Source organism: Pseudomonas izuensis (assembly GCF_009861505.1).
Lineage (GTDB): Bacteria > Pseudomonadota > Gammaproteobacteria > Pseudomonadales > Pseudomonadaceae > Aquipseudomonas > Aquipseudomonas izuensis.
In genome coordinates this window covers 80,440-93,828 of sequence record NZ_WTFT01000007.1, presented here as the reverse complement: position 1 = coordinate 93,828, position 13,389 = coordinate 80,440, and the positions used below count along the sequence as shown (strand labels likewise).

The window sequence follows — 13,389 nt, the reverse complement described above, 5'->3', positions numbered from 1 at the left end:
GGGCATCAGGCGTTCTGGCGATGAAGCTTTTCCAGTTTCTTCTTGATGCGGTCGCGTTTTAGCGTGGACAGGTAATCGACGAACAATTTGCCGTTGAGGTGGTCGCATTCGTGTTGGATGCACACGGCGAGCAGATCCTCGGCGATCAGTTCGTAAGGCTGGCCGTCGCGATCCAGTGCCTTGACCTTGACCCTTTGCGGGCGATCGACGTTTTCGTAGAAGCCCGGTACCGAAAGACAGCCTTCCTGGTACTGGCCCATCTCGTCAGTCAGCGGTTCGAGCTCGGGGTTGATGAACACTCGTGGCTCGGTGCGGTCTTCGGACAGGTCCATTACGACGATGCGTTTGTGTACGTTGACCTGGGTCGCGGCGAGGCCGATGCCCGGCGCCTCATACATTGTTTCAAACATGTCATCGACCAACTGACGCACTTCGTCGTCCACTACGGTCACCGGTTTGGCGATGGTGCGCAGGCGCGAGTCAGGGAATTCGAGGATGTTCAAAATGGCCATAGGCTTGATGACTGCACGTGTGAAGTAAGGTCGGGCCGGTGGCCTGGCGAGTCCGAAGAGGCAGGCTACCGTTGTAAAACGTAGCTCCCTTCTTTTCATAAGCAAGCGGGGAGCGAGCCACTGACGGCTCTGGCGTTTCACGCGAACGTACATAATAAAGGGATTCACCGCATGAGGAAATCACTGATCGCCCTGCTCCTTCTGGTGTCCGCCGGTTTGGCGCACGGGCAAGTGCAACTCAGGGAAGGTTTTCCACAGCAATACACCGTGGTATCGGGGGACACACTCTGGGATATCTCGGGAAAATTCCTCCGTGAACCGTGGCAGTGGCCGCAGCTGTGGCAAGCCAATCCGCAAATCGAAAATCCCAACCTCATCTATCCTGGCGATACGCTTTCGCTGGTCTACGTCAACGGTCAGCCACGCCTGACCCTCAATCGCGGCGCTTCCCGGGGCACCCTCAAACTCTCGCCGCGGGTGCGCAGCAGCCCGGTGGCCGATGCGATTCCGAGCATTCCACTGAAATCGATCAACAGTTTTCTGCTGAGCAATCGCATCGTCGACAAGGCCGAGGATTTCGACAAGGCGCCTTACATCGTGGCCGGTGATGCCGAGCGCGTGCTCAGCGGTACGGGTGACCGAATCTTCGCCCGCGGCCACTTCGATCCGGCGCAAACGGTGTACGGCATCTTCCGTCAGGGCAAGGTCTACACCGATCCACAGACCCGGGAGTTTCTCGGAATCAACGCCGACGACATCGGCGGCGGCGAGATCGTCGCCACTGAAGGCGACGTGGCTACGCTGGCATTGCAGCGCACGACCCAGGAAGTGCGCCTTGGTGACCGGTTGTTCAGCGGCGAAGAACGCTCGATCAACTCAACGTTCATGCCCAGCTCACCGAAAAACCAGATCGACGGATTGATCATCGATGTGCCCCGCGGGGTGACCCAGATCGGCGCACTGGACGTGGTCACGCTGAACAAGGGCCAGCGTGACGGCCTGGCCGAAGGCAATGTGCTGGTGGTGATGAAGACCGGCGAAACCGTGCGCGACCGGATCACTGGCCAGCCGCTGAAAATTCCTGATGAGCGTGCCGGTCTGCTGATGGTTTTTCGCACCTACGACAAGCTCAGCTACGGACTGGTGCTCAACGCCTCGCGCTCGCTGGCGGTGATGGACAAGGTGCGAAACCCGTAAGTGTGCTTCACAAGTTACCAACAGAGTTATCCACAGCTTATTCCCGCTTGGGCGGGTGCTTATAACGATCAAGGATGATCCATGTCGCAATCTGCATTTACATCCGTTTCCCCGGCGGAACTGGAAGCTCGTTTACGCCTGCATCGTTTGCCGGAACTCGGTGCGGCGCGGTTCAAGAAGTTGCTGGAGGCCTTCGGTTCGGCGTCAAAAGCCATCAGTGCGCCGGCCAGTGCATGGCGTGCGCTGGGTTTGCCGCTGGCCTGTGCCGAGGCTCGGCGCTGCGCTGATGTTCGTGATGGTGCGAGCCACGCACTGGCTTGGCTAGAGCGTCCGGCCCAGCATCTATTGATGTGGGACCAACCTGACTACCCGGCGCTGCTGGCGGAAATCAGCGATGCTCCACCATTGCTGTTCGTCGCAGGCAACCGCGAAATTCTGGAAAAGCCGCAACTGGCGATGGTGGGTAGTAGACGTGCATCAAGGCCGGGCATGGACACCGCCGCCGCGTTTTCCCGCAGCCTGGCCAGCGCTGGCTTTGTCATCACCAGCGGTCTCGCGCTGGGAATCGACGCCGCTGCGCATCAGGCGGCATTGGACGTTGGCGGGCAAACGATCGGTGTGCTTGGCACGGGGCTGGAAAATTTTTATCCACAGCGCAATCGACGGCTGGCCGATACGATGATCGCCTCGGGCAGCACAGTGCTTTCCGAGTTCCCGCTGGACGCTGGCCCGACTGCCAGCAACTTCCCGCGGCGCAATCGAATCATCAGTGGTTTATCCCTCGGCGTTCTGGTGGTCGAAGCCAGCGTCGCCAGCGGTTCATTGATCACCGCGAGGCTGGCGGCGGAACAAGGACGTGAGGTGTACGCGATTCCGGGGTCGATCCATCACCCCGGCGCCAAGGGTTGCCATCAGTTGATTCGTGACGGTGCGGTGCTGGTGGAAACCATCGAGCATATCCTCGAAGCCTTGCGCGGCTGGCAACAACTGCCTTTATCCACAGGCACGCCAGCGACCGCTGCGCCCCATCCCTTGTTGTCGTTGCTCCACGCCGCACCGCACACCAGTGAAGCGCTGGCCGATGCCAGCGGCTGGACGTTGCCCAAAGTGCTGGTGGCGCTGACCGAGCTGGAAATGGAGGGTTGCGCAGTCTGCGAAAACGGGCGCTGGTTTGCGCGGGTGAGCTAGGTTTTATAAGGAAGATCGGTAAACTGCACAGAGCCTTATTCTGGAGCATTTTTCATGGTCAACAGTTGGCGTGTGCAACAAGCCGCACGAGCCGTTCGCGCAGGGGCGGTCATTGCCTACCCAACCGAAGCCGTCTGGGGTCTGGGTTGCGACCCGTGGGACGAAGAAGCGGTGGATCGATTGCTACTGATCAAGGGCCGGTCTGTGGATAAGGGCTTGATTCTGGTCGCCGACAACATTCGCCAGTTCGACTTCCTGTTCGAAGACTTTCCCGAGCTGTGGATGGATCGCATGGCCAGCACCTGGCCTGGGCCGAACACCTGGCTGGTGCCGCATCAGAATCTGTTGCCCCAATGGATTACCGGTGTGCATGAAACGGTGGCCCTGCGGGTCAGCGATCACCCGCAAGTGCGGGATTTGTGCGCCCTTGTCGGCCCCCTGGTGTCGACATCCGCCAATCCGCAGGGACGGCCGGCGGCGCGCACGCGGATTCGCGTCGAGCAGTATTTCCGTGGGCAGGTCGATTTGGTGTTGGGCGGGAATCTCGGTGGGCGCAAGAACCCGAGCGTGATTCGTGATCTGGCAACCGGGCATGTTGTGCGCCCGGATTGAGACCGAGCAGACCCAATCGCGGGCAAGCCCGCTCCCACAGGTTATGTGTCGTTCACAAAATACTGTGGGAGCGGGCTTGCCCGCGATGAGGCCCTGGCAGGCGCTGAAAATTTTAAGGCAACAACACCACTGAACCCGTCGTACGCCGCGCCGACAATTCAGTCTGCGCCTTCGCCGCATCCGCCAGTGGATAACGCTGGCTGATGCCCACCTTCAGCTTGCCGCTGATGATCATCTCGAACAGCTCATCGGCCATGCGCTGCAGGTTTTGCGCATTGTTGGCGTAGGTCCCCAGGGTTGGCCGGGTGACGTACAGCGAACCCTTCGCCGCCAGAATCCCCAGGTTCACGCCATCCACCGCGCCGGAGGCATTGCCAAAGCTCACCACCAGTCCCCGTGGCGCCACGCTGTCGAGGGACGTCAGCCAGGTGTCCTTGCCGACGCCGTCGTACACCACCGACACTTTTTTGCCGTCAGTCAATTCCAGTACGCGTTGTGCGACGTTTTCATGGCTGTAGTCGATGGTCGCCCAGGCACCATTGGTCTTGGCCAGTGCGGCTTTCTCTGCCGAACTCACCGTACCGATCAACTTGACGCCCAAAGCTTTGGCCCATTGGCAGGCCAAAGAGCCCACACCGCCGGCCGCGGCGTGGAACAGGACGGTTTCGCCACCCTTTAGCTCATAGGTCTGACGCAGCAGGTACTGCACGGTCAGGCCTTTGAGCATGACCCCGGCAGCCGTTTCGAAGCTGATGGCGTCCGGTAGTTTGACCAGATTGGCTTCGGGCAAGACGTGAACGTCGCTGTAGGCGCCCAACGGGCCGCTGCCGTAAGCCACGCGATCACCGACCTTGAACCGGGTGACTTCGCTACCGACCGCCTCGACCACGCCTGCACCTTCGGAACCCAACCCCGATGGCAAGGCTGGCGGTGGATAGAGGCCGCTGCGGTAATAGGTGTCGATGAAGTTCAGGCCAACGGCCTTGTTGGTCACGCGGACTTGCTGCGGGCCGGGCTCGGCGGGTTGGTAGTCCACATACTCGAGCACTTCGGGGCCGCCGTGGGCGCGGAACTGGATACGCTTTGCCATTTGCCTTCTCCTTGGGTCGTCAATGCGAAGCTCCCTATCGGACTCCTAAGCTTGATCTTCGTCAACTGCGACGAGCGTATCGGCGGTGGTATGCTACGCGCCCATTTGCGCAGGCCGGCTCCAATGGAGCGCCGCGTAGCTTTGCCCGATTCAAGGTGATGCCATGACTACCCGCACAGAGGCCGTAAAAGCCTACCTGCTCGACCTGCAAGACCGTATTTGCGCCGCTCTGGAAGCCGAAGACGGCGGCACGCGCTTCGTCGAAGATGCCTGGACCCGGCCTGCCGGCGGTGGCGGGCGGACGCGGGTCATCGAAAACGGTACGGTCATCGAAAAGGGCGGCGTCAACTTTTCCCACGTGTTCGGTAGCGGTCTGCCACCGTCCGCCAGTGCCCATCGGCCGGAACTGGCCGGGCGTGGTTTCGAAGCCCTGGGCGTGTCGCTGGTGATTCACCCGCACAACCCCCACGTACCGACTTCCCACGCCAATGTGCGTTTTTTCATCGCCGAGAAGGAAGGCGAAGAGCCAGTCTGGTGGTTCGGCGGTGGTTTCGACCTGACGCCCTACTACGGCAACATCGATGACTGCGTGCACTGGCACCGCGTGGCCGAGCAGGCCTGTGCGCCGTTCGGTCCGGACGTCTACCCGCGTTACAAGGCGTGGTGCGACAGCTATTTCCACATCAAGCATCGTCACGAGCCGCGGGGCATCGGCGGCCTGTTTTTCGATGACCTGAACGAGTGGGATTTCGACACCAGTTTTGCGTTCATGCGCGCCATTGGTGATGCGTATATCGATGCTTATCTGCCGATCGTGCAGCGCCGCAAGAACGATGCGTTCACCGCCGGGCAGCGGGAATTCCAGGAGTACCGCCGTGGGCGATATGTCGAGTTCAACCTGGTGTATGACCGCGGCACCTTGTTCGGCCTGCAATCGGGTGGGCGTACCGAGTCGATCCTCATGTCCCTGCCACCGCAAGTACGCTGGGGTTACGATTGGAAAGCCGAGCCTGGCAGCGAAGAGGCACGCCTGACCGAGTACTTCCTGCAAGATCGCGATTGGTTGGCCGAGGCCTGAACGAGGAATGTTGATGGACCGTTATGTCGTTTTCGGTAATCCGATTGGCCACAGCAAGTCGCCACTGATTCATCGGCTGTTCGCCGAGCAGACCGCGCAGAAGCTCGACTACAGCACCTCGCTGGCGCCCCTCGACGATTTTTCCGGCTGCGCCCGGGCATTTTTCCTCGAGGGCCGCGGAGCAAATGTGACGGTCCCGTTCAAGGAAGAAGCCTATCGCCTGGCGGATCACCTGACCCCCCGTGCGCAACGGGCCGGTGCGGTGAATACCCTGATCAAGACGGACGACGGCAGCCTGCTGGGTGACAACACCGACGGCGCCGGCCTGGTGCGGGATCTGACGGTCAACGCCGGGTTCAGTCTCAAGGGCAAACGCATCCTGCTGCTCGGTGCCGGCGGCGCGGTACGCGGTGCACTGGAGCCTTTGCTGGCCGAGCAGCCGGCGTCGGTGATCATCGCAAACCGCACCGTGGACAAGGCCGAGTTGCTGGCGGAATTGTTCTGCGATCTGGGACCGGTTTCGGCCAGCGGTTACGACTGGTTGCAGGAATCGGTAGACCTGATCATCAATGCCACGTCCGCGAGCCTGACCGGCGATGTGCCGCCGATTGCCGCCAGCCTGATCGAGCCGGGCAAAACGGTGTGCTACGACATGATGTATGGCAAGGAACCGACCTCGTTCTGCCGGTGGGCCAGCGAAAACGGCGCGGCAGTGGCAATGGACGGTCTGGGGATGCTCGCTGAACAAGCGGCGGAAGCGTTCTTCCTGTGGCGTGGAGTGCGCCCGGATACGGCGCCAGTGTTGGCCGAGCTGCGCCGACAACTGGCCGTATAAAACGCGCCCTGTGGGAGCAAGGCTTGCCCGCGATGGCGATCTCAAGAACGCCATCGCGGGCAAGCCTTGCTCCCACAGGGTTCAGTGTTTCAATCTTCGAATTGGATCGGGCACTTCTCCGCCCCTTCGAGCTTCCTCAACTCCTCCACCACCTGCGGCCGTGCCCGGCGCAGGGTCAGGCTGCGGTCCTGGCGCAGCAGCCGCCGCGCTTCCTGATGCAGCATTTCCACCCCTGAATAATCGATGAAATTGATCTGTTGCGCCTCGATCACCACGCGCGCGCCGTGCATCCGTTGCAGGCGTACCTGCAGGTAGTGACTTGCGCCGAAAAAGATCGAACCGCCCACCCGCAAAATGTCTTCATCGCCGTCGCGCACATGTTGTACCCGCGGTTGTGAAGTCCGCTTGAGGTAAAAGAACAGGGAGGCCAGCACCCCGGCATAGATTGCCGTCTGCAGTTCCAGCAACAGGGTGGCGACACAAGTGAGGGCCATGACCACGAACTCGGCGCGACTGACCCGCAGCAGCGCGCGAATGCCACGATGGTCCACCAGGCCCCAGGCGATCAGCAGAATGCTGCCGGCCATGGCCGGAATCGGGATGTGCGCGATCAGATTTGCACCGAAGATCGCGAACAGCGCCACCCACAGCGCCGAAAAAATACCCGCCAAGGGTGAGCAGGCTCCGGCTTCGTAACTCAGGCCCGAGCGGGTGAAAGAACCGGCAGACAGCGATCCGGAAAAAAATGCACCGACGATGTTGGATAAACCCTGGGCGCGAACTTCCTGATTGGCGTCGAGCAACTGCTGCGAACGTGCCGACAGCGAGCGGGCGATCGACAGGCTGGTGACCAGCCCGAGCATGCCCACGGCCACGGCACTCGGCAGCAGACGCAGGATCAGGTCAAGGTCCAGCGGCAGCGGGCTGAAGGGCGGCAACTTTCCGGTGAATGCGCTGACCAGCTCCACATGGCCGAACATCGATGGCCAGAGCCAGACCAGCAACGCGCCCAGCACGAGGGTGATCAACAGTGTCGGCCAGCGCGGCAACCACAGCTTCAGGATGACGCCCACCACCACGGTCGCCAGCCCCAGCATGAGCGATGGCTTATCGATTTCGTCGAGGTGTCTGAACAGCAGAATGAAGCTGTCCAGTGCAGTGGCCTGGCTGGGCAAGTCCAGCCCCAGCAGATTGGGCAACTGGCCGATGGCAATGACTACCGCGGCACCGAGGGTAAAACCGAGCACCACTGAATGAGAAACGAAATTCACCAGCGCCCCAAAGCGCAGCAGGCCCAGCAGCCACTGGAAAATCCCGGCCAGCAACGTCAGCAACAGGATCAAGGTCACGTAGTCCTGTGTCGCCGGAACGGCCAGAGGACTGACGCTGGCGTACAGGACAATGGAGATCGCTGCCGTAGGACCGCAGATCAAATGCCACGACGAACCCCACAGACAAGCGATCAATACCGGGATGATCGCCGCGTACAAGCCGTATTCCGGTGGGAGACCGGCGATCAGGGCGTAGGCAATGGATTGCGGCAACGCGAGAATCGCGCCGCTGAGGCCGACGATCAGGTCACGGCCGACGCTGGCGCGGGTTTGCCGGGGCAACCAGGTGAGGAAGGGGAAGAGTGAATGGCGGCTGGGAAGTGCCATGAAGCCTCTCGGTTGGGGTTTTCCACAAGGGTAACAGGACCTGTAGGAGCCGGCTTGCTGGCGATGGCGGCGCATTGGTCGACATTTATTGCGCCTAATACAAAGCTATCGCCAGCAAGCCGGCTCCTACAGGGTTTCTCCTGAGCCCTTTCGCACAAAGTTTTAAAGCTTGGCTTTCACCGCCGGCAACGCATCTTTGCCATCCACGGTTTTCACGCCATCGAGCCATTTATCCAACACGGCCGGATTGGCCTTGATCCACGCCTTGGCCGCGTCGGTATTGCTGACTTTCTTGTTCACCACCTCGGCCATGATGCTGTTTTCCATTTCCTGAGTGAAATTCAGGTTGGTCAGCAGTTTGCCAACGTTCGGGCAGGCCTGTGCATAACCTTTGCGGGTCAGGGTATGAACGCTGCCGGTGTCGCCGAAGTATTGCTCGCCGCCCTTGAGGTAATGCATTTTCAGCTGCACGTTCATCGGGTGTGGGGTCCAGCCGAGGAAGGTCACGAATTTCTGTTTCTTCACTGCGCGGGATACTTCGGCGAGCATCGCCTGCTCACTGGACTCGACTAGTTTCCACTGGCCCATGTCGAAATCGTTTTTCTTGATGATCTCTTGCAGGGAAATGTTGGCCGGTGCGCCGGAGCCGATGCCGTAGATCTTCCGGTCAAATTTGTCCGCGTATTTGTTCAGGTCGGAAAAGTTATGCACACCCGCGTCCCAGACGTAGTCAGGAACGGCGAGGGTGAATTCGGTGCCGTCGAGGTTTTTCGCCAGTTGAGTGACGTCGCCCGTGGCCACGAACTTGTCGTAGAAGCCCTGCTGCGCCGGCATCCAGTTACCCAGGAACACATCGACCTGGCCATCCTTGAGCCCGCCAAAGGTAATCGGCACCGCGAGGGTATCGACCTTGGCCTTGTAGCCCATGCCGTCCAACAGAAAGCCGGTGATGGCGTTGGTCGCGGCGATGTCGCTCCAGCCAGGGTCGGCCATCTTCACTGTCTCGCAGCTTTGATCGGCGTATGCCGATGCGCTGCCCAGAGCCAGAAGCCCGACCGTCAGTACTGTGGATAACCTTTGCATGGACTTCCCCTTAACATTATTGGTTTTGGCAGGGTTGTGGATAACGTGCTTTACGCTCCAGATCATCAAGGTCGATGTGGTTGCGCATGTATTGCTGGCTGGCGTCCACCAGCGGCTGGTGATCCCAGCTCTTGAGCTTGCCGATGGTCAGGGCGTCGGCGACGAAGCGCCGGCGCCGCTGGCTCGCGAGCACCTGTTGGTGTATCGCCGGAATATCCCATTTTGCCCGTGCTTCGGCGAGAAAGTCGTCGAACAGCTGGCGATATTGCGGTGATTGGCTGAGTTCTTCCAATTCGTGCAGATCATTGTGCACGTCGAAGAGCAGGCAGGGATCCTCTTCGCTGTAGATGAATTTGTAGTTGCCACGGCGAATCATCATCAGCGGGCCGATGGTGCCTTCGGCCATGTATTCGCCAAACACTTCGTCGTGACCGCCCTGCCCTTGCAGGTGCGCAACCAGTGAGCGGCCATCCAGCGGCAAGCCCGGTTCCAGTGAGCCGCCTGCCAGCTCCACAAAGGTGGGCAGCAGGTCGGCGGTGGACACCGAGGCGCTGACCCGTCCGGGAGCGAATTGCCCCGGCGCACTTATCAACAGGGGCACCCGCGCGGCCATTTCATACCAGTGCATTTTGTACCAGAGGCCACGCTCGCCCAACATGTCGCCATGGTCGCCGGAGAACACGATGATGGTGTTATCGATCAACCCGGTATCTTCGAGCGTTTGCAGGAGTTTGCCGACGTTGCTATCGATATAGCTGCAAGCACCGAAATAGGCGCGGCGAGCATCGCGGATCTTATCCACAGGCAGCGGCTTTTCCCACAGGTCATAGACCTTGAGCAAACGCTGGGAATGCGGATCGAGATCGTGCTGCTCTGGTGTTGCAGGCAATGGGATGTCGGCGTCGTTGTACAGATCCCAAAAAGCCTTGGGAATCGTGTAAGGGTCGTGTGGATGAGTCATCGAGACCGTCAGGCAGAACGGCTGATCGCCCTCCTCTCGAATGTGATCGAACAAATATTGCTGGGCCTTGAACACCACTTCTTCGTCGAAATCCAGCTGATTGGTGCGTACACAAGGCCCGGCTTGCAGCACTGACGACATGTTGTGGTACCAGGTCGGACGCACATCCGGTTCATCCCAGTTCACCGCCCAACCATAGTCAGCGGGATAGATATCGCTGGTCAGGCGTTCTTCATAACCGTGCAATTGGTCCGGACCGCAGAAATGCATCTTGCCCGATAGCGCGGTGCGGTAGCCGAGGCGACGCAGGTAGTGGGCATAGGTGGGGACATCGGCTGGGAAATCAGCCGCGTTGTCGTAGGCGCCGATCTTGCTCGGCAGTTGACCGCTGACCAGGGTAAAGCGCGACGGCGCGCATAAGGGACTGTTGCAATACGCGGAATCGAACACCACGCCTTGGGCGGCAAGGCGGCTCAAGTTGGGCAGTTTGACGGGCGAAGGGCCGTAGAACGGCAACATTGGCGCGGCCATTTGATCGGCCATGATGAAAAGAATGTTCTTGCGCTTCATGTGATCGCGGCATTCCATAGTCGATGTTTATGCGAGAGTGCTGTGATCGAGAATGAAACCCCCACACTTTGCGGTAAAGCCCATGCGTGGCAATGACTAGGATAAGCACAGCTTATGTATGACGCCCTCGGTGACCTGTCCCTGGATCTGCTCCGCGCTTTCGAAGCGGCCGCGCGACAACGCAGCTTCACCGCAGCGGCGGTTGAGCTGGGCACCACGCAACCGGCCATCAGCCAGCAGATCAAACGCCTGGAGGAACAACTGGCAATCCGATTGTTCGATCGCATCTACCGCGGCATCGAATTGACCGAGGCCGGAATTATTCTTTTTGAGCAGGTTCAGCTCGGTTTACAGCAAATTGATGCCGGATTGAGTGCGATCAGTGCCCAGCAACAACATGAGGTGCTGCAGGTCGCCACCGATTTTGCTTTTGCCGCGTATTGGTTGATGCCGCGTCTGCACCGCTTTCACGCGGCCAATCCGCAGGTGGATGTCAGCTTGGTAACCAGTGAGCGCAGCCACAACATGCTGCGTACCGATATCGATGTGGCCGTGTTGTTCGGCGATGGTCGCTTCAAACAAGGCGAAAGCCATTGGTTGTTCAGCGAAGAAGTGTTTCCGGTCTGCAGCCCGCAACTATTGAATGATCGTCCCCTGCCCTTGCCCGCTCAGGCACTGCTGGAGTTTCCGCTGCTGCATTTGCGCGGTGAGCACAGCAGCAACTGGTTTGACTGGAGTGGCGTGTTTCGCGAGTTGGGCATTACCTCGCCGCCCGCCCCCGGGCAGTTGCGCTTCGACAATTACACGCTGCTGATTCAGGCGGCGATTGGTGGTCAGGGCGTGGCCATCGGTTGGCGGCATCTTGTGGATAACTTGCTGGCGCAGGGATTGTTGTGCCGGCCGATTGCCGAAACGGTGATGTCCAGGCTGGGATATTACGTAGTATTGCCGCAGCGCAAGCGGCGCGGGGCGTTGATTCAGCAGTTTGTCGATTGGCTGATGGCCGAGCAGGCCAGCAGTGCGCAATCGCTCAATGGTCTGACGCTGCCATCTATTGCGGTTTAACCATCAGTCGCGACAAAACTGACGTGCTCACCGATGTGCAGGTTCAAATGCAATTCATCGGCAATTCCCGTAGCCGTGCGCCTCAGGCGTTCCAGCGGTTCGGTCAGACCGGGCTCCAGGGTGCTGCTGACCTGGCTGAAATGTTCGATGGTCAACCCGGGCACTCCGCGCGGAGCATTCACCAGTGTCCACTTCAAGGCGCTGCTTTGCAGGGCCTCGCGGATTTCCTCGGCAGCGTGACGTTGCAGTGGATCGAAAGTGTCGGGATCGTCCAGTACGTCGAAGTCCCCCACCAGAAACAACCGGGCAATGCCCGCCGCCTGCATGCCATCGATCAATGCATCCGCCGCCAATACCTGCTCCACCGGCCCCGGCACGATGTTCTTTTCCACGTGCTCACTGTTGTACGGCAACCCCGGTGCGTCCAATAGACAAATGACCGCCGAACTGCCGGCCACACTTTGCTTCACCCGTTCAGCCTCGAACAAATCACCGGTCTTGGTGCGCAAACCCGGACGCGCCGCGAGCGCCGTCAGGTCATCGAGAATGGCGATCACTTCATGTTGGCGCCTCAGCATTTCCACCATCAGCGCACTGCCCAGGCTACTCATGGCACCATAAAGCACCACTTTTACTACCGGGGTTTCGGCATTCTTCATGGCTGCGCTCCCTGTTTTTCACCCATATGGCGTCTGACCTTTAGGTAACACCGAGGGTTCGAACCGATTCAGAGGCTTTCAGATGCGAACGATCAAGGGTTACCACGCCCATGTCTATTTCAACCCCAGCACTGTCGAGCAAGCACGCGCCTTGTGCGAGCAGGCAGCGCAGTTGTTTGCGCTGAAGATGGGCCGCATGCACGAGCGCCCGGTCGGTCCGCATCCGGACTGGAGTTGCCAGTTGGCATTCGGACCGGAGTTGATCGGCGACGTGCTGCCGTGGCTGGCGCTCAACCGCAAGGGGCTCGTGGTGTTTCTGCACCCGGACACCGGCGATGACTTGCTGGACCACAGCGAACACGCGATCTGGATGGGTGCGATTCGCCCGCTGGATCTGTCTATTTTTTGATCATATTCATTATAAACCTAGAGGGTTTCTTCCGGCTCGCCGGGTAAATGCTCATCCAGGTGCAGCCACGGCAAGCGGCTGTCGGTCCAGATGTGCCGCTCGGCCGGGGCCTGCTCCGGATGGTCGAGAGTAGCGATGGTCACGTCGATGCTCTCGGGGCTGAGGTGTGTGGTGAGCGCCAGTTGCGCCCCGCAGTTACCGCAGAAATAGCGCACGCTGGTCGATGAAGAGTCATACAGCGCCGGTGTCCCGGCCAGCCATTGGAAAGCCGACGCGGGCACGGTGATCCAGGTGGTCACGATGCCGCCGCTGACCCGTCGGCAAATCGAGCAGTGGCAGTGGGCGATATCGCGTAATGGACCGCTGAATTGATAACGCAGTTGTCCGCAGTGGCAGCCGCCTGTATGAATTTTGGTCATGCTGTTCCTCCTGATGTGTATTGACGGACGCCTTCGCGAGCAGGCTCGCTCCC

At 60.0% G+C, this 13,389-nt stretch carries 14 protein-coding genes; 7 read left to right on the top strand and 7 right to left on the bottom strand.

The annotated features are described in order from the left end of the window. Positions 1-5: 5 nt before the first annotated feature. A complete protein-coding gene (gene def / locus GPL81_RS06620) occupies positions 6-512 on the bottom strand; it encodes a peptide deformylase (RefSeq protein ID WP_096514113.1) in 507 nt (168 codons plus the stop codon). A 171-nt stretch (positions 513-683) separates the two neighbouring features. On the opposite strand from def, the gene GPL81_RS06615 reads away from it, so the two are divergent. The 3 genes from GPL81_RS06615 (at position 684) to tsaC (ending at position 3,509) form a co-directional block, all read left to right on the top strand. Then, the gene (locus GPL81_RS06615) at positions 684-1,709 is read left to right on the top strand and encodes a LysM peptidoglycan-binding domain-containing protein (protein ID WP_160105996.1); all 1,026 of its coding nucleotides are present in this window, start codon (positions 684-686) and stop codon (positions 1,707-1,709) included. Between the two features lie 81 nt (positions 1,710-1,790). Beyond that, entirely contained in the window at positions 1,791-2,897 is a 1,107-nt protein-coding gene (gene dprA, locus GPL81_RS06610; RefSeq protein WP_160105994.1) for a DNA-processing protein DprA, read from the top strand. Between the two features lie 54 nt (positions 2,898-2,951). Further along, entirely contained in the window at positions 2,952-3,509 is a 558-nt protein-coding gene (gene tsaC / locus GPL81_RS06605; protein WP_096514110.1) for an L-threonylcarbamoyladenylate synthase type 1 TsaC, read from the top strand. 112 nt (positions 3,510-3,621) lie between these two features. Here tsaC and GPL81_RS06600 read toward each other — a convergent pair whose 3' ends face one another. Continuing rightward, complete coding sequence (locus GPL81_RS06600) at positions 3,622-4,599, bottom strand: NADPH:quinone reductase (RefSeq protein WP_160105992.1); 978 nt, start codon at positions 4,597-4,599, stop codon at positions 3,622-3,624. A gap of 163 nt (positions 4,600-4,762) precedes the next feature. Between GPL81_RS06600 and hemF the strand changes: the two genes are divergently transcribed. Together hemF and aroE are read left to right on the top strand one after the other, a co-directional pair. Continuing rightward, the gene (gene hemF / locus GPL81_RS06595) at positions 4,763-5,677 is read left to right on the top strand and encodes an oxygen-dependent coproporphyrinogen oxidase (RefSeq protein ID WP_160105990.1); all 915 of its coding nucleotides are present in this window, start codon (positions 4,763-4,765) and stop codon (positions 5,675-5,677) included. A 13-nt stretch (positions 5,678-5,690) separates the two neighbouring features. Continuing rightward, the gene (aroE, locus tag GPL81_RS06590) at positions 5,691-6,512 is read left to right on the top strand and encodes a shikimate dehydrogenase (RefSeq protein ID WP_160105988.1); all 822 of its coding nucleotides are present in this window, start codon (positions 5,691-5,693) and stop codon (positions 6,510-6,512) included. An 89-nt stretch (positions 6,513-6,601) separates the two neighbouring features. On the opposite strand, the gene GPL81_RS06585 is transcribed toward aroE, so the two are convergent. The 3 genes from GPL81_RS06585 to betC form a co-directional block, all read right to left on the bottom strand. Beyond that, entirely contained in the window at positions 6,602-8,170 is a 1,569-nt protein-coding gene (locus GPL81_RS06585) for a SulP family inorganic anion transporter (RefSeq protein ID WP_160105986.1), read from the bottom strand. A gap of 162 nt (positions 8,171-8,332) precedes the next feature. Continuing rightward, the gene (gene choX / locus GPL81_RS06580; RefSeq protein WP_096514106.1) at positions 8,333-9,253 is read right to left on the bottom strand and encodes a choline ABC transporter substrate-binding protein; all 921 of its coding nucleotides are present in this window, start codon (positions 9,251-9,253) and stop codon (positions 8,333-8,335) included. Between the two features lie 16 nt (positions 9,254-9,269). After that, positions 9,270-10,784 carry a choline-sulfatase gene (betC, locus tag GPL81_RS06575; RefSeq protein ID WP_160105985.1) on the bottom strand — a complete coding sequence of 505 codons (1,515 nt, stop codon included), beginning with the start codon at positions 10,782-10,784 and terminating at the stop codon, positions 9,270-9,272. Between the two features lie 114 nt (positions 10,785-10,898). Here betC and GPL81_RS06570 point away from each other — a divergent pair, with 114 nt between their 5' ends. Next, a complete protein-coding gene (locus tag GPL81_RS06570; RefSeq protein ID WP_160105983.1) occupies positions 10,899-11,849 on the top strand; it encodes a choline sulfate utilization transcriptional regulator in 951 nt (316 codons plus the stop codon). On the opposite strand, the gene GPL81_RS06565 is transcribed toward GPL81_RS06570, so the two are convergent. Then, positions 11,846-12,508 carry an NAD(P)-dependent oxidoreductase gene (locus GPL81_RS06565; protein ID WP_160105981.1) on the bottom strand — a complete coding sequence of 221 codons (663 nt, stop codon included), beginning with the start codon at positions 12,506-12,508 and terminating at the stop codon, positions 11,846-11,848. The two genes, GPL81_RS06570 and GPL81_RS06565, sit on opposite strands and share 4 nt — an antisense overlap. Before the next feature lie 82 nt (positions 12,509-12,590). On the opposite strand from GPL81_RS06565, the gene GPL81_RS06560 reads away from it, so the two are divergent. Further along, complete coding sequence (locus GPL81_RS06560; RefSeq protein WP_160105979.1) at positions 12,591-12,917, top strand: DOPA 4,5-dioxygenase family protein; 327 nt, start codon at positions 12,591-12,593, stop codon at positions 12,915-12,917. Between the two features lie 17 nt (positions 12,918-12,934). On the opposite strand, the gene GPL81_RS06555 is transcribed toward GPL81_RS06560, so the two are convergent. Further along, a complete protein-coding gene (locus GPL81_RS06555; RefSeq protein ID WP_160105977.1) occupies positions 12,935-13,336 on the bottom strand; it encodes a GFA family protein in 402 nt (133 codons plus the stop codon). Positions 13,337-13,389: the final 53 nt, after the last annotated feature.

Excerpts from the sequence above, each read along its gene's own strand:
- def (WP_096514113.1), bottom strand. The coding sequence starts at position 512 with ATGGCCATTTTGAACATCCTCGAATTCCCTGACTCGCGCCTGCGCACC.
- GPL81_RS06615 (WP_160105996.1), top strand. The coding sequence starts at position 684 with ATGAGGAAATCACTGATCGCCCTGCTCCTTCTGGTGTCCGCCGGTTTG.
- dprA (WP_160105994.1), top strand. The coding sequence starts at position 1,791 with ATGTCGCAATCTGCATTTACATCCGTTTCCCCGGCGGAACTGGAAGCT.
- tsaC (WP_096514110.1), top strand. The coding sequence starts at position 2,952 with ATGGTCAACAGTTGGCGTGTGCAACAAGCCGCACGAGCCGTTCGCGCA.
- GPL81_RS06600 (WP_160105992.1), bottom strand. The coding sequence starts at position 4,599 with ATGGCAAAGCGTATCCAGTTCCGCGCCCACGGCGGCCCCGAAGTGCTC.
- hemF (WP_160105990.1), top strand. The coding sequence starts at position 4,763 with ATGACTACCCGCACAGAGGCCGTAAAAGCCTACCTGCTCGACCTGCAA.
- aroE (WP_160105988.1), top strand. The coding sequence starts at position 5,691 with ATGGACCGTTATGTCGTTTTCGGTAATCCGATTGGCCACAGCAAGTCG.
- GPL81_RS06585 (WP_160105986.1), bottom strand. The coding sequence starts at position 8,170 with ATGGCACTTCCCAGCCGCCATTCACTCTTCCCCTTCCTCACCTGGTTG.
- choX (WP_096514106.1), bottom strand. The coding sequence starts at position 9,253 with ATGCAAAGGTTATCCACAGTACTGACGGTCGGGCTTCTGGCTCTGGGC.
- betC (WP_160105985.1), bottom strand. The coding sequence starts at position 10,784 with ATGAAGCGCAAGAACATTCTTTTCATCATGGCCGATCAAATGGCCGCG.
- GPL81_RS06570 (WP_160105983.1), top strand. The coding sequence starts at position 10,899 with ATGTATGACGCCCTCGGTGACCTGTCCCTGGATCTGCTCCGCGCTTTC.
- GPL81_RS06565 (WP_160105981.1), bottom strand. The coding sequence starts at position 12,508 with ATGAAGAATGCCGAAACCCCGGTAGTAAAAGTGGTGCTTTATGGTGCC.
- GPL81_RS06560 (WP_160105979.1), top strand. The coding sequence starts at position 12,591 with ATGCGAACGATCAAGGGTTACCACGCCCATGTCTATTTCAACCCCAGC.
- GPL81_RS06555 (WP_160105977.1), bottom strand. The coding sequence starts at position 13,336 with ATGACCAAAATTCATACAGGCGGCTGCCACTGCGGACAACTGCGTTAT.